The sequence below is a fragment of the Pelagibius sp. genome, from assembly GCF_028281305.1.
In the GTDB taxonomy this organism is placed as follows: domain Bacteria; phylum Pseudomonadota; class Alphaproteobacteria; order Kiloniellales; family Kiloniellaceae; genus Pelagibius.
In genome coordinates this window covers 1-21463 of record NZ_JANQKD010000118.1, presented here as the reverse complement: position 1 = coordinate 21463, position 21463 = coordinate 1, and the positions used below count along the sequence as shown (strand labels likewise).

General features: G+C 67.1%; 18 protein-coding genes and 1 pseudogene. 12 read left to right on the top strand and 7 right to left on the bottom strand.

The window, feature by feature from the left end; genetic code table 11:
* Positions 1-2273: marine proteobacterial sortase target protein (locus Q0982_RS21945; RefSeq protein WP_299399778.1), on the bottom strand; the 2273-nt coding region annotated here is incomplete at its 3' end.
* Positions 2274-2714: 441 nt separating this feature from the next.
* Between Q0982_RS21945 and Q0982_RS21940 the strand changes: the two genes are divergently transcribed.
* From Q0982_RS21940 to Q0982_RS21910, 7 genes are all read left to right on the top strand, one after another.
* Entirely contained in the window at positions 2715-3920 is a 1206-nt protein-coding gene (locus Q0982_RS21940) for an aspartate transaminase (protein ID WP_299399776.1), read from the top strand.
* A 66-nt stretch (positions 3921-3986) separates the two neighbouring features.
* Complete coding sequence (locus tag Q0982_RS21935) at positions 3987-5402, top strand: amidase (RefSeq protein ID WP_299399773.1); 1416 nt, start codon at positions 3987-3989, stop codon at positions 5400-5402.
* 41 nt (positions 5403-5443) lie between these two features.
* Positions 5444-6064, top strand: coding sequence for a glutathione S-transferase family protein (locus tag Q0982_RS21930; protein WP_299399770.1), 621 nt, complete (start codon positions 5444-5446; stop codon positions 6062-6064).
* 118 nt (positions 6065-6182) lie between these two features.
* On the top strand, positions 6183-6551 hold the full coding sequence (locus tag Q0982_RS21925) for a YciI family protein (RefSeq protein WP_299399768.1): 369 nt from the start codon (positions 6183-6185) through the stop codon (positions 6549-6551).
* A 70-nt stretch (positions 6552-6621) separates the two neighbouring features.
* Complete coding sequence (locus Q0982_RS21920) at positions 6622-7890, top strand: RNA polymerase sigma factor (protein ID WP_299399766.1); 1269 nt, start codon at positions 6622-6624, stop codon at positions 7888-7890.
* Between the two features lie 224 nt (positions 7891-8114).
* Entirely contained in the window at positions 8115-9821 is a 1707-nt protein-coding gene (locus Q0982_RS21915; protein ID WP_299399764.1) for a methyl-accepting chemotaxis protein, read from the top strand.
* A gap of 190 nt (positions 9822-10011) precedes the next feature.
* Positions 10012-10404, top strand: coding sequence for a VOC family protein (locus Q0982_RS21910; RefSeq protein WP_299399761.1), 393 nt, complete (start codon positions 10012-10014; stop codon positions 10402-10404).
* A gap of 224 nt (positions 10405-10628) precedes the next feature.
* Here the strand turns inward: Q0982_RS21910 and argC are convergent, their stop codons facing one another.
* Positions 10629-11594, bottom strand: coding sequence for an N-acetyl-gamma-glutamyl-phosphate reductase (argC, locus tag Q0982_RS21905; RefSeq protein ID WP_299399759.1), 966 nt, complete (start codon positions 11592-11594; stop codon positions 10629-10631).
* A 368-nt stretch (positions 11595-11962) separates the two neighbouring features.
* Between argC and Q0982_RS21900 the strand changes: the two genes are divergently transcribed.
* The 3 genes from Q0982_RS21900 (at position 11963) to msrP (ending at position 15920) form a co-directional block, all read left to right on the top strand.
* On the top strand, positions 11963-13996 hold the full coding sequence (locus tag Q0982_RS21900) for an elongation factor G (protein WP_299399758.1): 2034 nt from the start codon (positions 11963-11965) through the stop codon (positions 13994-13996).
* Between the two features lie 247 nt (positions 13997-14243).
* Positions 14244-14711 carry a Dps family protein gene (locus Q0982_RS21895; protein ID WP_299399757.1) on the top strand — a complete coding sequence of 156 codons (468 nt, stop codon included), beginning with the start codon at positions 14244-14246 and terminating at the stop codon, positions 14709-14711.
* Positions 14712-14909: 198 nt separating this feature from the next.
* Positions 14910-15920, top strand: a complete 1011-nt coding sequence (gene msrP, locus Q0982_RS21890) for a protein-methionine-sulfoxide reductase catalytic subunit MsrP (protein ID WP_299399756.1) — start codon at positions 14910-14912, stop codon at positions 15918-15920.
* 548 nt (positions 15921-16468) lie between these two features.
* Here the strand turns inward: msrP and Q0982_RS21885 are convergent.
* Both Q0982_RS21885 and trxB read right to left on the bottom strand, forming a co-directional pair.
* Positions 16469-17359, bottom strand: a complete 891-nt coding sequence (locus Q0982_RS21885; RefSeq protein ID WP_299399781.1) for a LysR family transcriptional regulator — start codon at positions 17357-17359, stop codon at positions 16469-16471.
* A 198-nt stretch (positions 17360-17557) separates the two neighbouring features.
* Entirely contained in the window at positions 17558-18544 is a 987-nt protein-coding gene (gene trxB, locus Q0982_RS21880; RefSeq protein WP_299399755.1) for a thioredoxin-disulfide reductase, read from the bottom strand.
* 182 nt (positions 18545-18726) lie between these two features.
* Between trxB and Q0982_RS21875 the strand changes: the two genes are divergently transcribed.
* Positions 18727-19230, top strand: a complete 504-nt coding sequence (locus Q0982_RS21875) for a GNAT family N-acetyltransferase (RefSeq protein WP_299399754.1) — start codon at positions 18727-18729, stop codon at positions 19228-19230.
* A gap of 189 nt (positions 19231-19419) precedes the next feature.
* Here Q0982_RS21875 and Q0982_RS21870 read toward each other — a convergent pair whose 3' ends face one another.
* A complete protein-coding gene (locus Q0982_RS21870) occupies positions 19420-19935 on the bottom strand; it encodes a DUF1330 domain-containing protein (RefSeq protein ID WP_299399751.1) in 516 nt (171 codons plus the stop codon).
* Positions 19936-19984: 49 nt separating this feature from the next.
* On the opposite strand from Q0982_RS21870, the gene Q0982_RS21865 reads away from it, so the two are divergent.
* Positions 19985-20626, top strand: coding sequence for a TetR/AcrR family transcriptional regulator (locus tag Q0982_RS21865; RefSeq protein ID WP_299399750.1), 642 nt, complete (start codon positions 19985-19987; stop codon positions 20624-20626).
* Here the strand turns inward: Q0982_RS21865 and Q0982_RS21860 are convergent.
* Both Q0982_RS21860 and Q0982_RS21855 read right to left on the bottom strand, forming a co-directional pair.
* Positions 20623-20961, bottom strand: coding sequence for a hypothetical protein (locus tag Q0982_RS21860; RefSeq protein WP_299399748.1), 339 nt, complete (start codon positions 20959-20961; stop codon positions 20623-20625). The genes Q0982_RS21865 and Q0982_RS21860 overlap by 4 nt on opposite strands.
* A gap of 15 nt (positions 20962-20976) precedes the next feature.
* Positions 20977-21463, bottom strand: a pseudogene (locus Q0982_RS21855) (hypothetical protein); the annotation flags it as partial.

Here is a 21463-nt window from a genome sequence, read left to right as displayed (position 1 = left end):
CCGAAGAGGGCCATGCGCTCGGCTGCGGTCGCACCCTGCGGCAGCACGATCGGCTGGCCGCCATTGGCAGCATCGGCCTGCTGCAGCAGCGGTGCTGGCAGCGCAAAGCTGCGCATTGCCTTCGTTTGGGCTGCGTCCATCAGCGGGGCCTGCATGGCGGGTGCCTGCAGGCGGGCCGGGTCTGCTCCCGTTTCCGCCTCGGCGGCGCCGAAGACATGCTCGGCGCTCCAGCCTTCGGGCAGGTTGCGGGCGATCTCCTCGCTCTGCAGGGTCTCGTCTTCGGGCCGCGCGCGTTCCTCGTCGATCGCCACCAGGCTGGTGTAGCGGGTGACCAGACCGTGCTCCAGGGCCAGCGCCAGGGCGTCGGCGCGCACCGCGGTGCTGTCGACCCCCGGTGTGTCGTAGAAGCGGTCTTCGATGGCGACCAGCTTGGCCCGGGCCCAGAGGCTGGCGGTGCCCGGCGCGGCGGTCAGGCTGTCGAGGGAGAGGCGCTGCTGCCAGGGGCCCTCCGAACCGGTCCCGGTGATCAGCATCTGCCCTTCCAGTTCTTCCAGAGGAACGCCTTCCAGGCGGGCGCTGAAGGTCACCGGCTCCCCTTCGTAAAGATCGGGCAGGGGGCTGGGATAGGCCTCTACGCGCTTGCCCGCGGCAATCGGCCAGCCGACGCGGATGTCGGTCAGCGCCGCGTTCTCCAGCTTGGCGAAGAGCGCTTCCATGCGCGTGGCCACCTCTTCCAGATCGCCGATGTGGGTGAAGCTGCCGCGGCCCAGTTCGGCGGACTTGCGCATGAAGTAGCTGTTGGGGGCGGAGCCGATGCCGATGGTGAAGAGGCGGCTGTCGCCCAGTTGCTCGGCGACCATCTTGAAGAGCTCGTGCTCGTTGCCGACGGCGCCGTCGGTCAGGAAGACGATCTGGCTGAGGTAGCCGTCGGCGGTGCCGCCGGTCAGCGCGAAGTCCAGCGCCGGGGCCATCTCGGTGCCGCCCTCGGCCTGCAGCGCGCTGACGTAGTGAAAGGCGCGCGAGACGTTGGCGACGGAGGCCACCATCGGCCGGCGGTAGAGCGCGTTGGTGACGCTGTTGAACTGCACCACGTTGAAGCGGTCCTCGGGATTGAGGCTCTTCAGGGCGGCGATGACGGCCGCCTTGGCCTGGTCCAGGGAGTCGCCGTGCATCGAGCCGGAGGTGTCGATGACGAAGACCAGTTCGCGCGGGAAGGGGGCGGGCACCGGCTCGGTGTTGGTCCAGGTGGGTTCCGGCGGCACCATCATCACCAGCAGGTGGGTGTCGGCGCCGACCTGCTCGGCGAAGACGGCGGCCTGGGGCGCGGCGCTGGGGACCGGCTGCCACTCGAGCACGAAATCGCGGTCCGCCGGCACACTGCCGTCGCGCAGGTCGATGCGTTGGCGGCCGTTCTCCAGGGTCTCGACGACCACCGGGTGGTAGAGGCTTTTCACGTTCTGCAGCGGGACGCCGGCATCAAGGGTGATGGCCAGCGACAGCGGGTTGTGTTTCTCGCCGGTCTCGACCGGCCCGAAGAGGTCGCGGGCTTCCGCGTCTTGCGCCGGGTCGACGGCCGGGGTGGGGGTCACGGGACTCGCGGGCGCCTCGACCACCGCGGGCGGCGCCGGGCTGTAGCGCGGCGCCACCACCATGGGAAAGCGCAGGGCGAAGACGCCGTTCTCGTAGGCGACCGTATCCTGATAGCCGATCTCGATGGTGATGCTTTCGCCCGGCCCGATGTTGGCGACCGAGGTCACGAAGACGTTGGGCCGCTCGCCGCTGACCAGGCTGGCGCGCTGGCCGTTTTCGGCGGCGGCCTGATAGGCGCGTTCGGCCTCGGCCTTTTCCATGATGCGGCCTTCCACCTTGCGGTCGCCGATGGTCATGGTCAGGCGGTCGACGGCGGAGCGCTCCGGCAGCGGGTAGACATAGATGCCTTCCAGCCAGTGGTCGCTGGGATTGTGAAAGACCTGGCGCACGGTGACCCGGTTCACCAGGCCGCTCACCGCCATGCTCACGTCGCTCTGAAGCACCGGTGCCTCCAGGCCGCTCTGCCCGTCGCCGGAGCGGAAGAAGAGTCCGTTGGGCAGATCCTGACCCGCCTCGGCGCCGTGGGCGGCGGGCAGGCCGCGCAGGGCGAAGCTCAGGATCAGGACGGCGATGGCAAAGCCCAGCGTGCCGCCCACCACGAAGACCGAGCGCAGGCAGGCGCGGATCATCTGTGGCGGGATCAGGCTGGCCGGCCGGTAAGGCAGCATGTCGTGACGCATCATGGTCGTCCCCCAGGTCTCTCTCTCTCTCGTCCCTTCGACCGCCGCCGGTCCGAAGCTTCATTCACTGCGTCGGGCCGAAGCCCCAATCCGTTCTATCGGCCCGGTAGCCAATCGGTTCATCGGGCTGGTCATCGGGCCGGAGGCCGGGGACGGCGGTCTTTCCAGGACGCCAGTGGGCCAGGGGACCGTGGCGAGAGCGGACCGAGATTGGGGCGATTCCATGGTGGCTTGTGACCGATTAAGGCGCTGGTCCCCCGTCTATTGCCCGTCAGCCGCCCGTCTATCCTTGGTCTGGCGGGCGGGCGGTGGCGCCCGTCGCAACCCAGCCTCCCGCCTTTGCCGGTTGCCAGCCCGACGGGGCCGGGACTAAGTTGACGCTTCAGACGTTGTCCTGGCGAGAACCGTCCCTCATCGCCATTCATCTTTGCGGGAGAACTACCGATGTCCGTGATCGCGGAGCGTTTGTCGCGAATCAAGCCCTCGCCCACCATTGCCGTCTCGACGAAGGCGCGCGAACTGAAAGCGGCGGGCAAGGACGTCATCGGCCTGGGCGCCGGCGAACCGGACTTCGACACCCCCGACAACATCAAGGCGGCGGCGGTCGCCGCCATCAACGCCGGCGATACCAAGTACACCGCCGTCGACGGCACGCCGGCGCTGAAGGAAGCGATTTCCGCCAAGTTCAAGCGCGAGAACGGGCTCGACTACGGCCCGGCCGAGATCACCGTCGGCACCGGCGGCAAGCAGGTGCTCTACAACGCCTTCCAGGCCACCGTGAACCCGGGCGACGAGGTCATCATTCCGGCACCCTATTGGGTCTCCTATCCGGACATGGTGCTGCTGGCCGAAGGCGAGCCGGTGATCGTGTCCTGCGGCGCCAACCAGAATTTCAAGCTGCAGCCGGAGGCGCTGGAGGCGGCGATCACGCCCAAGACCCGCTGGCTGATCCTCAACAGCCCGTCCAACCCGACCGGCGCTGCCTATTCCCGCGCGGAGATGAAGGCGCTGACCGACGTGCTGATGCGCCACCCCCAGGTCTGGGTGCTGACCGACGACATGTACGAACACTTGGTCTACGACGACTTCGAGTTCGTGACCCCGGCCCAGGTGGAGCCGGGCCTGAAGGACCGCACCCTCACCATGAACGGCGTTTCCAAGGCCTATGCCATGACGGGCTGGCGCATCGGCTACGCCGGCGGCCCCCAGCCGCTGATCAAGGCGATTGCAAAGGTGCAGTCGCAGTCGACCTCCAACCCCTCGTCGATCAGCCAGGCGGCGGCGGTGGAGGCGCTGAACGGCACCCAGGACTTCATCCCGGAGCGGGCCGAGGTCTTCAAGCAGCGCCGCGATCTCGTCGTCTCCATGCTGAACGACTGCCCGGGCCTGCACTGCCACAAGCCGGAGGGCGCCTTCTACGTCTATCCGTCCTGCGCCGGCTGCATCGGCAAGAAGACGCCCGACGGCAAGACCCTCGAGACCGACGAGGACTTCGTCACCTACCTGCTGGAATCCGTCGGTGTCGCGGCGGTGCACGGCGCGGCCTTCGGCCTCTCGCCCCACTTCCGCGTCTCCTACGCCACCTCGACCGAGGCGCTGGAGGAGGCCTGCAAGCGCATCAAGAAGGCCTGCGAAGCGCTTACTGACTGAAATCCGGGCCGACTGAGCCCGGAACGATTGGCGCAGCCATAGGCGGCTGACGCGAAAGGGGGCGCTTTGCCGCAGGACGCCCTGCTGGACCAACACGACGGGCTCGGCCTCGCCGAGCTGATTCGCCGTGGCGAGGTCGCCGCCGCCGAGGTCCTGGAGGCGGCGATCGCCCGCATCGAGGCGCGCGACCCCGCCGTCAACGCCGTGGTGCACCGTTTCTATGAAGAGGCGCGCGCTGAACTGGCCGAGGACGGCTGGGACGGCCCCTTCGCCGGGCTACCCTTTCTGCTGAAGGATCTCTATACCTTCCGCCGCGGCCGGCCCTGCGGCAACGGCAGCCGCTGGTGCGCCGACTACCGCGCGCCCTTCGACGACCCCATGGTGGCCCGCTGGCGTGCGGCCGGGCTGGTCGTCGTCGGAAAGTCCGCCACCTCGGAGTTCGGCCTCAACGTCAGCACCGAGACCGCGCAGCACGGCGCGACCCGCAATCCCTGGAACCTGGACTATTCCTCAGGCGGGTCCAGCGGCGGCGCCGGGGCGGCGGTGGCGGCGGGCATGGTGCCCTTGGCCCACGCCTCCGACGGCGGCGGCTCGATCCGCATCCCGGCCTCCTGCTGCGGGCTCTTCGGGCTGAAACCGAGCCGCGGTCGCAACGTCACAAATGACGCCTGGGCGGGGATGACCGCCTTTCACGCGGTGACCCGCTCGGTGCGCGATTCCGCCGCGCTTCTCGACGCCACCTGCGGCCCGCCCGCCTATCATCCCTACAGCCTGCCGAAGCCGGAGCGGCCCTTTCTGGATGCGGTCGGCTCCGACCCCGGGCGGCTGCGCATCGCCTGGCACCAGCAGACGCCGGACGACGTGCCGGTTCATCCGGACTGCACGGCAGCGCTTCAGAAAGCCGTGGCGCTGGCTGCCGAACTCGGCCACACGGTCGTGGAGGCGGCGCCTGATATCGACTATGCCGCCCTGCGCCAGGCCATGACCGTCATCGTTGGCGCCAACATGGCCGACGCCCTGGGCCCCGGCAATCCGCTCTGGCCCGAGGGCGCAAGCGAGCAGGACCTGGAGATCGTCACCTGGCGCTTCGTCGAACGGGGCAATGGGATCGCGGCCAAGGACTATCTGCGCGCCCAGCAGGTGGTGCGGTCTGTCGGCGAGCGCCTCGCTGCCTTTCTGGGCGCGCACGACATCATCCTGTCGCCCACCATGGCGCAGCCGCCGCCGCGCCTCGGCACCATCGACACGCTGCACGACGACTTCGACGGCTTCATCCACGCGGTCCAGCCCTACGTCGCCTTCACCCAGATGTTCAACATGTCCGGTCAGCCGGCGGCCTCGCTGCCGCTGCATTGGTCCGATGCGGGCCTGCCGATCGGCGTGCAGATCGCTGCAGCGGTGGGCGCGGAGGCGCGCCTTTTCGCCCTGGCCGCCCAGTTCGAGGCGGCTTGTCCGTGGTTTGGCAGGAGGCCGCCGGGCTAAGGTTCGGCTTCCGCAAGACTGGACCGGTGATGGGGGACGCGATGTACAAGCTTTACTGGGCCGAGAACACCGGTGCTTTTGCGCCCGAGGTGGTCATGGCCCTGGCCGGAACGCCCTACGAGCGGGTGCTTGTGGATTGGCATGCCAAGGAGCATTGGGGCGCAGCATTCCGCCGCCTGAATCCCATGGGTCAGGTCCCGGTCATGATCCTACCCGACGGACAGGTCATGACGGAATCGGCGGCCATGATCCTGCACATCGCCGACAGCACGCCGGAGGCCGGCCTGGCGCCGCCGCCCGGCAGCCTCGAGCGGGCGGCCTTCGACCGCTGGCTGTTCTTCATGGCGGTCAACCTCTACGGCGCCGATCTGCGCTACTACTACCCCAAGCGGTTTACGGCGGAGGAAGCCGGGATCGCCGGGGTCAAGCAGGCTGCCGCGGAGGAACTCGACCGTCTGTTCGCGCTTCTGGACGACCCGCTGACCCCCGGCCCCTTCTTCGGTGGCGAGCGCCTTTCGGCGCTCGATCCCTACCTGCTCATGCTCACCGACTGGTATCCCCCGGCGCAAAGCCGCCCGGCGATTGCCCGGCTGCGCACGGCCCTGCTCGCGGAGCCAGGGGTCAAGGCGATCTGGGACCGCTATCAGAAAACCGGTTCCTGATCCTGTGCCCAGTATCCAGCGCCCCGTATCCAGCGCCCAGTGTCCAGCGCCCTGTCGGGAATCGGGCCCGGGCTTCGTCTAGGACAGGAGAGCGCACAGCCAAAAGGGGGACGGATCCATGCTCTATACGCTGTTGATCTATCAGGCCGAGGAAGAGGTCGAGGCGCTGAGCGCCGCCGAGGAGGAGGCGGCCCTGGCGGAGCACCGCAAGCTGCATGAGGTTACGCGCGGCAACGGCACCTTCGTGGCTGCCAGCCGGCTGGTGCCGACCGGCGCGGCCACCACGGTGCGCCGGAAAGACGGCGAAGTTCGGTTGATCGACGGGCCCTTCGCCGAAACCAAGGAACAACTGCTGGGCCTCTACATCCTCGACTGCGCCAGCCTGGAAGAAGCCACAGGCTATGCGAAGATGCTGCCCAGTGTGCCCACCGGCTGCATCGAGGTGCGCCCGATCATGTACATGTCGGATCCGCCCGAGAAGCGGTAGCAGCCTCAAGACCGGGCTCGAAGCAGGCCCGAAGCAGGCCCGAAGCCGGCCCGGAGGGCGAGGAGGGGGAATGGCGTCAGCCGAGGCGATCGCATCAGCCCAGGAGATTGCGTCTGCCCTGAAGATTGCGCGGCCCAAGGCCCTGGCGACCCTGATCCGCCTGCTCGGCGGCCTGGACCCGGCGGAGGACGCACTGCAGGAGGCCCTGGCGCGGGCGCTGGAGGTCTGGCCGCAGCGGGGCCTGCCCGACAATCCCTCCGCCTGGCTGATCCAGACCGGGCGCAACAAGGCCATTGACCAGATCCGCCGCCGCTCCCTGGAATCGGCCTATTGCCGGGCCGAGCGGCAGCTTGCCTCCGGCGGCCCGCCCGACCTGGACCTCAGTGCCGACGCGCTGCGTCTGCATCTGCGCGACGACCTGCTGCGGCTGGTCTTCACCTGCTGCCATCCGAGTCTCAGTGAGGACCTGCAGATCGCGCTCACGCTGAAGACAATCGCCGGGCTGTCGGTGGAGGAGATTGCGCGCGCCTTTCTGCTGCAGCCCAGGGCCATGGAGCAGCGCCTGGTCCGCGCCAAGCGCCGCCTCGCAGAGGAGCGCGTGCCTTACGAGGTGCCCGATGCCCGCGCCCTGCCGGGGCGCCTGGGGACCGTGTTGTCCGTGGTCTATCTGATCTTCAACGAGGGCTACAAGGCGCACCGGGCGCCCGAACTGGTGCGCCGCGACCTCTGCCTGGAGGCCCTGCGCCTGGCGCGCCTGCTGAAGCGCCTCTACGGCGGCGAGCCCGAGGTGGGCGGCCTTCTGGCCCTCATTCTGCTGCAGCATTCGCGGCGCGATGCGCGGCTGGACGGCGCCGGAGATATCGTGGCGCTGGACGAACAGGACCGGGGCCTCTGGGACCGGCAGATGATCGTCGAAGGGCAGGCGCTGGTGGAGCAGGCGCTGCGCCGCAAGCAACCCGGGCCCTATCAGATCCAGGCCGCCATCGCCGCTCTGCACGCCGGGCCGGAGACGGCCGCGGCAACCGACTGGGCACAGATCGCCGAGCTTTACGGGATTCTGGAGCGCTATCAGGGCGGGCCGGTTGTGCGCCTCAACCGCGCCGTCGCCATCGCCAAGGCGGGGGATCTTGCCGTCGGCCTGGCCATGCTGGACGACCTCTCGGGCCAGCCGGAAATGCAGCGCTACCATCACTTCCATGCGGCCCGTGCGGCGCTGCTGGCAGAGGCCGGCGACGCGCCGGCGGCACTCGAGCGCTACGAGGCCGCCCTCGGCCTTGCAGCCAATCCTGCCGAGCAGGCCTACCTGCGGCGGCGTATCGGTGCACTGCGGAAGATCTGATCGGGCCCGCTGGCCGCGAACCCGCCAAACGATGCTGAAGCGACGGTGAGAGGCGCTACCCCTGGTGATCGCTCGCCTGTGACGCGTGTTGAGGGCGGTCCGATGAAAACTCTGAGGCGATTAAACAAATGATAAGGAGCGCTTGAATAGATTGCGTAGCGATCATGGGGGCTGGTGTTTTTGGAGTTACAGCGAGAGTGGGAGTTATGAAACCTCTGTTATTCATGAGAAATGTCAAGCTGACGACCAAGACGATGGTGCTGACGATTGTCTTGATCGTGTTGGCGGCTGCAGCCTGCGCGACGGCGGCTGTCTTTGCCATCCAGGGGGAGATTCGCGACCAGGTCGTCGACCGTCAGTCTTCGAGCCTGCGCATCGCCGCTGACATCTTCGCGGAGCGCTATCCGCAACTGCAGGTTTCCCGTCAGGGCGCGCAGGTCCAGCGGGTGACCATCGACGGCATTCCGGACTTTCCCGATCACACGATGATCGACCGCATCGGCGACCTGACCGGCGAGACCGCGACCGTCTTCGTCTGGGAGGACGAAAGCCGGGACTTCTGGCGCCGCACGACCAACATCAAAAAAGACGACGGCAGCCGCGCGATCGGAACGCCGCTGGGCCAGAAGGGGGCGGTCTATCCGATCGTCATGAAGGGCGAGACCTTCCGCGGCGAGGCGGTGATCCTCGGCAAGGCCTACTACACCATCTATCAGCCGATCTTTTCCCCCGGGGGCGAGGTGATCGGTATCCTCTACGCCGGGGTGCTGAAGTCCAATGTGAACGCAGTGCTCGACTCCCTGACCAGCAAGCTGGCGATCACCGCGACCCTCGCCATCGTCGTCACGGCCCTGATCGCGTTTGCCGCTTTCCGCATGCTGCTGCGCCCGCTGCCGCGGCTGGCGGAGGTGATGAACCGCCTGGCGCAGGACGATACTGCCGTGGAGGTCGCCTATCAGCGTCAGGGTGACGAGATCGGCGATATGGCGCGCGCCGTTCAGGTCTTCAAAGAGAATGCCCTGGAGAAGCGCCGCCTGGAGCAGGAGCGCCACGAGCAGGAAGCGCGCGCGGCCTCGGAAAAGCAGGAGGCGATGAGCAACCTGGCCAACGAGTTCGAGCAGTCGGTGGCCGGCAAGGTCACCAGCGTGCTGGAAGCGGCCAGCAACATCGACGCCGCCACCCGCCAGGTGCGTGACCTGGCAACCGAGACCAGCGAGAAGAGCGCCCTGGTCTCCGGGGCGGCCGAGGGTGCGAGCGGCAACGTGGACAGCGTCGCCGCGGCTTCGGAAGAGATGTCCGCATCGATCGGCGAGATCGCCCGGCGGGCCAGCGAGTCCGCCAAGATCGCCTCGGGCGCGGTGCAGGAGGCGGAGTCGACGAACGAGACGGTTCAGTCCCTCGACACCGCCGCGCAGAAGATCGGCGACGTGGTGAAGCTGATCAACGAGATTGCCGAGCAGACCAACCTGCTGGCGCTGAACGCCACCATCGAGGCAGCCCGCGCCGGCGACGCCGGCAAGGGCTTTGCGGTGGTGGCCAACGAGGTCAAGACCCTGGCCTCGCAGACCACCAAGGCGACGGAGGAGATCTCCGGCCAGATCAACGCCATGCAGCAGGCAACCTCGGAAGCGGTTTCCGCCATCGCCAGCATTCGCGACGTCATCGGCCAGGTCAACGAGTCGACGACGGCGATCGCCTCGGCGGTGGAGGAGCAGAACGCCGCGACCCAGGAGATCGGCCGCAACGTCGAATCGGCCGCCGGCGACACCGCCAAGGTCTCCTCGACCATCGTCGAGGTGCGCGGTGCATCCGAGCAGACCATGACCGCGCTGCAGCAGGCCGTGGCGGCGATCGAAGGCCTGAACGGCGATGCCAACGACCTGAAGCAGCAGGTCGCCGCTTTTCTGGGCAAGGTGCGTCAGAGCGCCTGACCCGGACGGCGTTTTCTTGGGTATCAGAGGGGGCGGCCTGCCTGGTCGCCCCTTTCTCTTTGCCTGACCTCTCCGGCGGAACTCCATGGCGATGCCGTCGGGTTCCGGGCTGCTGCTTCGTCTAGGATCGAGGGGCCGGCACCCGCGCCGCGCCCGGATGACGAATGCAGCAAAGAAGAGGAGCGGAACGATGAGCGATGCCTTCCAGACCCATGGCGCCTTCAGTTGGTGCGAACTGCAGACCGACGATGCGGAGAAGGCCAAGGCCTTCTACCGCGATGTCGTCGGCTGGGAGACCGAGGCGATGGAGATGGCCGACGGCGGCACTTACACCGTGCTGATGGCCGGCGGCCAGCACGTCGGCGGGATCCTGCAGCGCCCGCCGGAGATGGCCGCGCTGCCGGTGCGCTGGGCCAGCTTCATCACGGTGGATGACGTGGACAAGCGGGCCGCCGCGGCGACCGCCGGCGGCGCGGAACTGCTGGGCGAGCCCTTCGACGTGCCCGGCGTCGGCCGGATCGTCACCCTGAAGGACCCCCTGGGCGCCCTCATCAGCCTGATCACCTACGAGAAGAAGGACTGAGGCCGGACAGGCGGGCGGCTTGGGACGGCGCGGCTGTCACCCCCACCCCAACCCTCCCCCATCAAGGGGGAGGGGGCTCTTATCGAAGCCGCCTTTAATGTTCCCCTCCCCCCTTGATGGGGGGAGGTCGGGAGGGGGGTGGGCCACGCGCTGGGTGCTCGCCGGATGGCGCTCCTCACACGAATAGCTGCAGTGCGACGTGTCGCAGGTGCGCCGGGCCCGGTCTATGCGGCCAGGCGGGTGTCGAGGCCGGCCTGCGGGTCGAGGCCCAGCATGAGGTTGAGGTTCTGCACCGCGGCGCCGGAAGCGCCCTTGCCGAGGTTGTCGAGCACGGCGGCCAGCACGGCCTGGTCGCCGGCGGCATTGCCGAAGACGTAAAGCCGCATGGCGTTGGTGCCGTTCAGGCCCTCGGGGTCGAGGTCGTCAAGCTCGGCGCTTTCCGCCGCCGGGGCGACGGAGACGAAGTCCTGGCCGGCGTAGTGGCGGGCCAGAAGGTCGCGCAGGTCGTCCGCCGCCGGGCGCCCAGGCAGAGCCCAGAGCTGCAGCGGCACCTGTACCAGCATGCCCTTGTAGTAGTTGCCCACCGCCGGCACGAAGAGGGGCGTGTGGTCCAGCAGGCCGTGCTGCTGCATCTCCGGCAGGTGCTTGTGGGCGAGGCCCAGGGCATAGGCGCGGTAGGCCTTGTCCAGATGGTCGGGCGTCTGCGCATCCTCGTAGCGCCGGATCAGCCCTTTGCCGCCGCCGCTGTAGCCGGAGACCGCGTTCACGGTGACGGGAAAGTCCGCCGGCAGCAGGCCGGCGCTGACCAGCGGCCGGATCAGGGCGATGGCCCCGGTCGGATAGCAGCCGGGATTGCTGACCCGCTTGGAGGCGGCGACAGCGGCCTGCTGCGCCTTATCCATCTCCGGAAAGCCGTAGGTCCAGTCCGGGTCGGTGCGATGGGCGGTGCTGGCGTCGATCACCCGCACCTCCGGGTTCTCGATCAGGCCGACCGCCTGGCGCGCTGCGGCATCCGGCAGGCAGAGAATGGCCAGGTCGGCGTCGTTCAGGGCGCGGGCCCGCGCGGCGGTGTCCTTGCGCTCGGCCTCGGCCAGGCGGATCAGGCTGACATCGTCGCGGGCCTCCAGGCGCGCACGGATCTGCAATCCCGTCGTGCCTGCCTCGCCGTCGATGAATACCCGCGCCGTCATGATCCTCTGGCCTTTCCGCCGTCGCTGTCTGAAAGCAAAAAAATGCCGATCCCCAGGGGGAACGGCGTAACCCACAAAAGTTAACACCGGACCAAGAGAATTCCAAGGTGCCGGATTGCCGCCGGTTTTCGGGCCCGCGCGGCCGGGTCCGTAGTCTACTCCGGGGCCTACTCGGGGCCTACTCCGGGGCCTACCCCGTGTTTTTTGTTGCCAGCGGCGGGCGATCTTTGAAACCATAGGCCTACATAGCGGTCGCAAAGACCCCGTGCCCTTTCGTTCTAGGGCCCAACCACTTGAGGACAGTTCGCCCCAGGCTCGCCATGGGGAAACTCATGGTCCCATCCCGCCGGGGGCGACGGGGAGGAACCATGACGTCAAGATCGGTATCGTCGGCGCGCTGCGCCGCTCTCGTAGGACCCTACACCAGCGGCAAGACGACGCTGCTGGAAGCCCTTCTCCTGAACGCCGGTGCCGTTCACCGCAAGGGCTCGGTCGTCGACGGCAACAGTGTCGGCGATTCAGCGCCCGAGGCGCGGGCCCGCCAGATGACGACAGAGCCCAACTTCGCCCACTGCGAATACCTGGGCGAGCGCTGGTCGTTTATCGACTGCCCCGGCTCGATCGAGCTGATCCAGGACAACCACACCGCCCTGATGGGCGTCGACATCGCCGTGATCGTGGCGCCGCCGGAACCGGAGCGCAGCCTGACCCTGGCGCCGATTTTCAAGTTTCTCGACGACTATCAGATCCCGCACATCCTCTTCGTCAACAAGATGGACAAGGCGGCGGTGCGTGTGCGCGACATGCTGGAATCGCTGCAGGCGGTGTCGTCCAAGCCGCTGGTGCTGCGCCAGGTCCCGATCCGCGACGGCGAGGAGGTGACCGGCTTCATCGATCTGGTGAGCGAACGCGCCTGGCGCTACAACCTGAACAAACAGTCCGACCTCATCGAGATGCCCGATCAGGTAAAGGACCGCGAGCAGGAAGCGCGCCAGGAGATGCTGGAGTCCCTGGCGGACTTCGACGACGGCCTTCTGGAACAGCTGCTGGAAGACAAGGTTCCGGCTCCCGACGACATCTATGAGCAGCTGAGCAAGGATCTGGCCGACGATCTCATCGTGCCGGTGCTCTTCGGCTCGGCGGAACTGGGGCACGGCATCACCCGTCTGATGAAGGCGCTGCGCCATGAGTGCCCGGAGCCGGCGGTCACCGCGGCGCGCCTGGGCGTGCCGGAGGGGGAGGGGCTGGCGGCCAGCGTGATCCGCAGCTTCCACCAGTCCCACACCGGCAAGATGTCGGTCGCGCGGATCTGGCGCGGCGCTCTCAAGGACGGCGATACCCTGGGCGACGACCGGATCTCCGGGCTTTACCGTCTGATGGGTGGTGAGCACCAGAAGATCGAGCAGGGCGCAGCGGGAGACCTGGTGGCGCTGGGCCGCATGGAGGCCGTGGCCACCGGCGACCTGCTGACCGCGGAGGGGCGCGACCCGGAGGCCGGGCTCCTGTGGCCGGACACACCGCAGCCGGTCTTTGCGCTGGCCATCTCGCCCCACAACCGCCAGGACGAAGTGAAGCTCACCGCCTCCATCGGCCGGCTGGTCGACGAGGACGCCTCGCTGGTGATGGAGCACAACGGCGACACCAACCAGATGCTGCTGCGCGGCCAGGGGGACATCCACCTCAAGCTTGCCGTGGAGCGGCTGAAGAACCGCTACAACGTCGAAGTCGATTCGGAGCGGCCGCAGACCGCCTACAAGGAGACCATCCGCAAGGCGACCAAGCAGCATTCGCGCTTCAAGCGCCAGACCGGCGGGCACGGGCAGTTCGGCGACGTCCACGTCGAAATCCGGCCGATGCCGCGCGGCGAGGGCTTCGAGTTCGTCGACAAGGTGGTCGGCGGATCGGTGCCGCGCCAGTACATCGGCGCGGTGGAGCACGGCACCAAGGAATACCTCGACCGCGGCCCGCTCGGCTTTCCGGTGGTGGATGTCTCGGTGACCCTCTACGACGGCCAGCACCACTCGGTCGATTCCTCCGACCAGGCCTTCAAGACCGTGGGCCGCATGGCCATGGCCGAGGGCATGCCGAACTGCGACCCGGTGTTGCTGGAGCCGATCTACGAAGTGACGATCTCCGTGCCCAACGAGTTCACCAACAAGGTGCACTCCCTGGTCAGCGGGCGGCGCGGCCAGATCCTGGGCTTCGAGATGCGCGCGGGCTGGAAGGGCTGGGACGACCTGAAATGTCATCTGCCGGAAGCCGAACTGCAGGACTTGATTATCGAGCTGCGTTCCCTCACCGTTGGCGTCGGCAGGTTCGACTGGCGCTTCGACCACCTGCAGGAACTGACCGGCCGGCTCGCCGACCAGGTGATCTCCCAGCGTCAGGGCGGCGAGGCGTGAAGCGCCGCGCCCAGCGACTTTGGGACAGGGTTCTTCAGGGACAGCGTTTGTCAGGTAAAGGGTTTTTCCAGGCATAGGCCCAGGGGTGGGCAATGCGGGCGTTTCCAGGTAGGGAACGCCCTTTGCCGGTCTCTGTCATTATTTTGGAATAATTCCAAAGAGACTTGTAACCAGCGGCAAAAATACTATATTTCTCTATGAAAGACGAACCGCCACAAGGCGGCTAGACGGAGAGAGGACAAGAGAGATGGAGATCAATACCGGCATTCCCGCTGACGACCGCAAGGCCATTGCCGAGGGTCTGTCCCATGTCCTGGCGGACACCTATACCCTTTACCTCAAAACCCACGGATTCCACTGGAATGTGACGGGGCCGATGTTCCAGACCCTGCACACCATGTTCGAGGAGGAATACACCGAGCTCTGGGCGGCCCTGGACGAGGTGGCCGAGCGCATCCGCTCCCTCGGCGAGCCGGCGCCGGGCAGCTATGCGGCCTTTGCCAAGCTGACCTCCATCGAGGAGGAGGCGGGCGTGCCGGAAGCCAGGGAGATGATCCGCCAGCTGGTGGCCGGGCACGAAGCCGTGGCCAAGACCGCGCGCTCGGTCTTTCCCGCCGCCGAGGCCGGCAACGACGAGGTCACGGCGGACCTGCTGACCCAGCGCATGACGGTGCACGAAAAGACCGCCTGGATGCTGCGCTCCCTGCTCGACTGAGTGGTTTTCGGGTCAAAGGCTTAATTTCCTATTTCTGATCTGCCGCGCGGCCCTGCCCCCGTTACAGGGGGCGGGGCGCTCGCATTTTGTTGACTTGTCCGGTCCAGGGCCGCGGGCTACCTCCATGATGTCGCTCATGATCGTTGCCGAGGCCCTTGGAGAGGGCCCCACTGCAGGCCACCGAGGGAAGGGAATCGTATGCTGATTCGGATCAAGCGCGGCTGGGAACTGCCGGAGTCCCAGGCCACACCGGAAGATGTCTTCCTGAAGCGCCGCAGCCTCCTGAAGGCCGCCGCCGCCGGGCCGCTGCTGCTGGGGGCCGGCGGGCTGCTGGCCGGCTGCGATGATGCGCCGAACCAGGTGGCCGAGGCCGCCGATGACCCGAAGCCCGTGGAAGACCCCTCCGCCGGCCTTTATCCGGTGGACCGGAACGAGCGCTATGTCCTCGACCGGCCGATCACCGATGAGACGCTGGCCACGACCTACAACAACTACTACGAGTTCGGGTCCTCCAAGAACATCTGGCAGAAGGCCCAGGCCCTGCCGATCCGCCCCTGGACCGTGGCCATCGACGGTATGGTGGAAACGCCGATGCAGATCGGCATCGACGATCTCTTGGCCAAGATGCCGCTGGAGGAGCGTCTCTACCGCCACCGCTGCGTGGAGGCCTGGTCCATGGCGGTGCCCTACAGCGGTTTTCCCATGAAGGCGCTTGTGGACCTGGCGCGGCCGCTGTCGTCGGCGCGCTACGTGCGCATGGAAACCTTCCTCGACCGCGACACGGCCTCCGGCCAGAACGCGGCCTGGTACCCCTGGCCCTACATCGAGGGCCTGACCATGGCCGAGGCGACCCACGAGTTGGCTTTCATCGCCACAGGGCTTTACGGCAAGCCGATACCCAAGCAGAACGGCGCCCCGCTGCGCCTCGCCGTGCCCTGGAAGTACGGCTTCAAGCACATCAAGGGCATCGTGCGCTTCGAGTTCACCGACCAGCGCCCGGTGTCGTTCTGGGAGGAGATCCAGGGCGGCGAGTACGGCTTCTGGGCCAACGTGAACCCGGAGGTGCCGCATCCGCGCTGGAGCCAGGCCACCGAACGGGTGCTGGGCGTCGACGAGCGGGTGCCGACCCTGCTCTACAACGGCTACGGCGAATTCGTCGCCGACCTCTACAAGGACATGGACCCGAAAGCAGAGCGCCTCTTTATGTAGCGACAGGCGCGTTGACCCTCCTCATGGTTCGAGACGGCGCTGGCGCGCCTCCTCACCATGAGGCGCGACTCCTGATGTAAAACGCCAACCTCATCCTGAGGTGCGGAGCGCAGCGAAGCCTCGAAGGATGCGCCATCGGGCTCGATCAGCCCGTTTGCGCCGGCCCCATCCTGTGGTGGCCGCGCCTCAACCCCAAAAGAAAAAAGCCGGGCCTCGAGGGCCCGGCAAGTTGAACAGGGAGGCTTCACGTCTGGGAGACGTAGGACCTCGGGGCAGGGAGGGAGCCCTGCGGTGAGGCCCTTCTCCGAGCGGGGGGCGCTCGGAACTGAGTGCCGGCGGGAGGGTGCCGGTAACTCGGGGATGCTGCGTCGCAACATCCGATGATTTGAAAATAGGCTTTTGAGGTTATTTTACTACAGACATATGGGCAGTGGTGATATGCGGGCGCTGCATACCTTGTTAAATAACTGAAACATCGCGAAAAAAAGGCAGCGGCGGCATGCCCTTAGCCGCCTATTCCGCCGCGCCGCAGGGTCGCGCTAAAGGTTTTAGAACTTCGACTCTGCAACTTTGCGGAGTAGGAAATCCCGAAACACCGAGATCCGCTTAGACCGCCTCATCTCTTCGGCATAGACGAAATAGGCGTCGAACTGGGGGCCCGTGAGCTCCGGCAGGATCTCCACGAGATCGGCGTTGCTGGAGCTCATGTACTCCGGCAGGGCGCCGATTCCGGCCCCGGACTGCACCGCCTTCATCACCCCATAGACGTTGTTGACCGTCATGGTGGGGCGGCGCAGCTTGCCTTCCTTGTAGCCGACCCGGAGCAGCCAGTTCACGTCCGGCACCGGCGGGCGCACATCCTCGCCGTAGACCACGATGCGGTGGTCGTCCAGCTCCTCGGCGGTCTGCGGCACGCCGTGCTTCTTGATGTAGCTGGCGGCGGCGTAGATGTGCATCTGCACCGTCATCAGGTGGCGCTGAATGAGGTCGGCCTGGCGCGGCGGCGAGAAGCGCACGGCAAGGTCGGCCTCGCGCATCGACAGGTCGACCTCCCGGTCGAGCAGCAGCAGGTGACACTCAATCTCCGGGTAAACGTCGAGGAACTCGTGCATGCGCGGGGCCAGCCACTGAGAGCCGAAGGCCACGGTGGTGGTGATCTTCAGGGGCCCCTTGGGGCGGTCCTTGCTCTCGGTGAGCTGGGCCTCGGTCATCGCCAGCTTGCCGAAGACCTCGTGCGCGGTGCGGTACAGCAGCTCGCCCTGCTCGGTGAGGATCAGGCCGCGGGCGTGGCGGTGGAACAGCGGCACCTTCAGGCTGTCTTCCAGGGCCGAGATCTGGCGGCTCACCGCCGACTGGCTGAGGTTCAACAGCTCGCCGGCATGGGTGAAGCTGCCCGCCTCCGCCACCGCGTGGAAGATGCGCAGCTTGTCCCAATCCATGATGGTGGCGCCGAGGCCCCGCTTCTGGGGCAGGCCAACATCGTCCAGCAAGAATGCCTCCCATGGCTAAGGGCAGACCGCCGGGTCGACGGGCCTGCCGGGATGATGGGTTCTGGGGCCCTGGTCTAAGGGCCGGCGCGGTTCGGGTGAATCGCTCTTTAGTATAGGCCCAAGTATAGGCCAGCCGGCCCCGCAGCGCTATTCCGCCGCTTCGGTCGCGGAATCTTCCATTTCCGCCAGATACTTCTCGGCTTCCAGGGCGGCCATGCAGCCCATGCCGGCGGCGGTCACCGCCTGGCGGAAAACCTTGTCGACGCAGTCGCCGGCGGCGAAGACGCCGGGCACGGAGGTGCCGGTGGCGCCGCTCTCCGACAGCAGATAGCCTTCCGCGTCCATCGCCAGCTTGTCCTTGAAGACGGCGGTGGCCGGGTCGTGGCCGATGGCGACGAAGACACCCTCGCAGGCCAGTTCGCTGAGCGCCCCGGTCTTGGTGTCGCGCAGGCGCACCGCCTCCACCCCGTCCATCGGCCCGTCGCCGCCCAGGATGTCGTCCACGACGGCGTTCCAGCGCACCTCGATCTTGGGATTGCGGAACAGGCGGTCCTGGCCGATTTTCTCGGCGCGCAGGGCATCGCGGCGGTGCACCAGCGTGACCTTGGAGCAGATGTTGGAGAGGTAGAGCGCCTCCTCCACGGCGGTGTTGCCGCCGCCGACCACCACGACCTCCTTGTCGCGGTAGAAAAAGCCGTCGCAGGTGGCGCAGGCGGACACGCCGCGGCCGTTGAACTTCTGCTCCCCGGCGATGCCCAGCCAGCGCGCCTGGGCGCCGGTGGCGACGATCACCGCGTCGGCGGTATAGGTGGTGCCGCTGTCGCCCTTCAGCGCGAAGGGGCGGCGGGTGAAGTCCACCTCGGTAACGATGTCGGAGATCAACTCCGTGCCGACATGCTCGGCCTGCTTCTGCATCTGCTCCATCAGCCAGGGGCCCTGGATGACGTCGGCGAAGCCCGGATAGTTCTCCACATCGGTGGTGATGGTCATCTGGCCGCCCGGCTGCAGGCCGTGCACCAGCACCGGGCTCAGATTGGCGCGGGCCGTGTAGATCGCCGCCGTCAGCCCGGCGGCGCCGGAGCCGATGATGAGGACTTTCGCATGCCGAGACTGGCTCTGGCTGGTCTGCGCCATTTCTGGGGACTCCTGACTGGGGTGTACCCAAAACATAGAGACCGTCCGGGGGTGCCGCAAGGTGGCGGAAACCCAAAGCTGGGGACGAAATCGGCCCGCTTGCCGGCGGCTTGACAGCGCTGCCGCGGCCCAGGATCTTGGCGCCCGCCGTGCCCCTTTACCAACCCGTTTGAGAGCGCCCCATGTCCGTTTCCATCAGAGAGGCCCTGCCCGGGGACCGGGAGCGTCTGGTCGATCTCATGCTGCAGCTCAACCGCAGCGAAAACGCGATTGAGAACAACAGGCGCACCGACCGGGCGGGCGCCGAGGACAGCCTGAAGGCCGCCGAGGAGCAGGTGGCGAAGACCGAGGGCCTCATCCTGGTCGCGGAGGTCGAAGGGGCGGTCGCGGGTTTCCTCACCCTGACCTTCGAGGAGGGCCCGGTCTACGTGGTGCCGGAGGCGCGGCCCTACGCCCATATCGGCGATCTCGCGGTGGACGAAAACCTGCGCCGCCGCGGCATCGGCCGGGTGCTGATGACGGCGGCCGAAGCGGCGGCGGCCAAGCGTGGCTACCGCGAACTGGTGATCGGCGTGCTCTCCGGAAACACGGCCGCCGAGGCCGCTTACCGGAGCCAGGGCTACCGCGATCTCGGCCTCAACCTGATCAAGCGCATCGCGCCGGCGGCGAAGACCGGCGGGGGGTGAAGGGCGACCTTACGCCCGTGCCGCGAGGTTGTTTCGGTGGCTCCCGATGCGACCCCCTCACCCAGCTTCGCCTAAGCTCGACCTTCGATCTCGCTAAGGCTCCTCAGCCCTCTCCCCTCGGGGGAGAGGGTTGCGCAGGCTTGGCGAGGGAAGCGAGCCTAGCCGAAGCTGGGTGAGGGGGAAGCCGTCTCAGGCGCTGCAGGCGAAGACCTTCTGGCGTTCCAGCGCCCCGCTGCGGTGGGGGTAGACGCTGCGGTAGTCGGCGTCCTCGTGCAACGCCAGCAGGGCCTCGCTGTCCGGATAGGTGCCGACCACCACCAGGTCCCAATCCTCCGCTGCACCCATCAGGGCGGCCTCGAAGGGGGCCAGCAGCAGGAAGCGGCCGCCGACCTTCTCCAGCGTCGGCCCACTCACCGCGGCGTAGCGGTCGAAGGCCTCCTTGCCGCTGATGCCGGACGTCTTCGTCGCCTCGGCGTCTTCCGGATAGACCGCCCGTCTGCGCAGCTTGAAGAAGTTGACGACGGTGACGGCCTGGTCCGACGGGCGTTCCAGCAGGGCGCGCCACTGGGCCCGCGTTGGGGCCGTGCCGTCCGCGCCGTCGCCGTACCAGGCGACGAGCCGGTCCAGGCGGGCCTCGACGGTTTCCGAGGTATCGATGTTTGGGTTGCCGTGGTTGCTATTGCCGTAATCGCTGTTGTGGGTCATGCCTGACTCCTTGTAATTTGACGCGCGTAAAATATCGGATTTTTTACACGTGTCAAAAACAAAGACGCCGGCGAAGACAAAGCGCCCTGCAAAGACAAGAGGCCCGGCGAAGACCGTCCGCTCGCAGCGCAGCCGCGCCGAAATCCTCGATGCCGCCTGGGATCTCATTGCCGCGCGCGGCGCCGATGTCTCCCTCTCGGAGATCGCCGAGACGGTCGGCATGACCCGGCAGTCGATCTACGTGCACTTCGGCTCGCGGGGCGGCCTGCTGGTGGCGCTGGCGCGCCGCGCCGACGAGCGCGAGGACATCTTTGCGAAATTCGATGCCGCGCTGGCGATCCCCGATCCGACGGAACGGCTCGACCGCTACGTGAAAGCCTGGCTGCTCTTCGTGCCCAAGATCCATCCGGTGGCCTCAGACCTCATCCGCCTGCGGGTCACCGACCCGGACGCCGAGCGCGCCTGGAGCGACCGCATGGAAGATCTGCTGGACTGTTTCCGGGGCTTGGCAACAAGTCTGGCGCGCGACGGCGCCCTGGCACCGGGCTGGACGGCGGCCCGCGCCGCCGACTACCTCTGGGCTGCCTGCTCGGTCCAGGCCTGGGCCCTTCTGGTCTGCGAGCGCGGCTGGCGCCCCGCCGCCGCCTCCAAGACCATCCGCGCGTCCCTGGCGCGGGTGCTGCTGGCTTAACTGCTGTAGGCCTGCTCACCGTCAACTTGGCGAATGAGCTGTTCCATGCAGTGCGTGAGCTCAGTTGGGCCAAAGGAAAAGCTTCCAATCTGGCCGTAGGTCTCAAACTTTGACCACGAGAATTCAGACTCGAACTCATTCCAGAAAAGCACCCAGTCCCCAATCAGGCCAACTGCCCAAAAGCTTACGCGTCCTGAAGCGTAGCTCGGATCGTCCCACCTTTCTGGGGCAATCTTGACCATCTCCCACATGCGCTCGGCCTTGGGGCGCAGCTCGGCTTCCTGCTTCAGAAGGATATCGTAAAGCTGAGCCTCAGAAAGAGGAGGGCGCTCCATCAGTTGGGCCCTTCCTCAAAACCCGAACATGTGGTCGAAGGAGAAGGCCTTCTCGCCGTTGGTGAGGCCGTGGTAGCCGAAGAGGCGGCAGGTGACATCGCGGATGATGACGTAGCCTTCCGGCCCGGCGGTTTCCATCTCCGCCGCGGAGAAGTAGTCTGCCGGGCGCCACAGCAGGGAGCCGCCGCAGGCGATCTGCACCTCGTGCTCGGCGATCATTGCGCCGTTGCTGTCGTGCAGCATCAGGTTGGTGCGGCTTTTCTCGTGCCAGGGCGTCGAGGCCGGATAGATCAGGTGGCAGAGCGGCTCGTAGGGCTTCGGGCCGAAGGAGAGGAACAGCCGTGTGGAGAGCCCCGGCGCGCGCCCGGCGTAGGACTGGGGCTCGTTCTTGTAGGTCATCACCGTGTTGAAGACATGGGCGCCGAAGGAGGTCTCGGCGATGTGGCCGGAGGCCTTGTCTTCGTAGCGGAAGAGGCCGTGCAGCCAGCCGTCGGCCTCGCCA

Excerpts from the sequence above, each read along its gene's own strand:
- Q0982_RS21940 (WP_299399776.1), top strand. The coding sequence starts at position 2,715 with ATGTCCGTGATCGCGGAGCGTTTGTCGCGAATCAAGCCCTCGCCCACC.
- Q0982_RS21920 (WP_299399766.1), top strand. The coding sequence starts at position 6,622 with ATGGCGTCAGCCGAGGCGATCGCATCAGCCCAGGAGATTGCGTCTGCC.
- Q0982_RS21870 (WP_299399751.1), bottom strand. The coding sequence starts at position 19,935 with ATGACCCACAACAGCGATTACGGCAATAGCAACCACGGCAACCCAAAC.
- Q0982_RS21885 (WP_299399781.1), bottom strand. The coding sequence starts at position 17,359 with ATGGATTGGGACAAGCTGCGCATCTTCCACGCGGTGGCGGAGGCGGGC.
- Q0982_RS21910 (WP_299399761.1), top strand. The coding sequence starts at position 10,012 with ATGAGCGATGCCTTCCAGACCCATGGCGCCTTCAGTTGGTGCGAACTG.
- argC (WP_299399759.1), bottom strand. The coding sequence starts at position 11,594 with ATGACGGCGCGGGTATTCATCGACGGCGAGGCAGGCACGACGGGATTG.
- msrP (WP_299399756.1), top strand. The coding sequence starts at position 14,910 with ATGCTGATTCGGATCAAGCGCGGCTGGGAACTGCCGGAGTCCCAGGCC.
- Q0982_RS21860 (WP_299399748.1), bottom strand. The coding sequence starts at position 20,961 with ATGGAGCGCCCTCCTCTTTCTGAGGCTCAGCTTTACGATATCCTTCTG.
- Q0982_RS21915 (WP_299399764.1), top strand. The coding sequence starts at position 8,115 with ATGAGAAATGTCAAGCTGACGACCAAGACGATGGTGCTGACGATTGTC.
- Q0982_RS21875 (WP_299399754.1), top strand. The coding sequence starts at position 18,727 with ATGTCCGTTTCCATCAGAGAGGCCCTGCCCGGGGACCGGGAGCGTCTG.
- Q0982_RS21925 (WP_299399768.1), top strand. The coding sequence starts at position 6,183 with ATGCTCTATACGCTGTTGATCTATCAGGCCGAGGAAGAGGTCGAGGCG.
- Q0982_RS21895 (WP_299399757.1), top strand. The coding sequence starts at position 14,244 with ATGGAGATCAATACCGGCATTCCCGCTGACGACCGCAAGGCCATTGCC.
- Q0982_RS21930 (WP_299399770.1), top strand. The coding sequence starts at position 5,444 with ATGTACAAGCTTTACTGGGCCGAGAACACCGGTGCTTTTGCGCCCGAG.
- Q0982_RS21900 (WP_299399758.1), top strand. The coding sequence starts at position 11,963 with ATGACGTCAAGATCGGTATCGTCGGCGCGCTGCGCCGCTCTCGTAGGA.
- trxB (WP_299399755.1), bottom strand. The coding sequence starts at position 18,544 with ATGGCGCAGACCAGCCAGAGCCAGTCTCGGCATGCGAAAGTCCTCATC.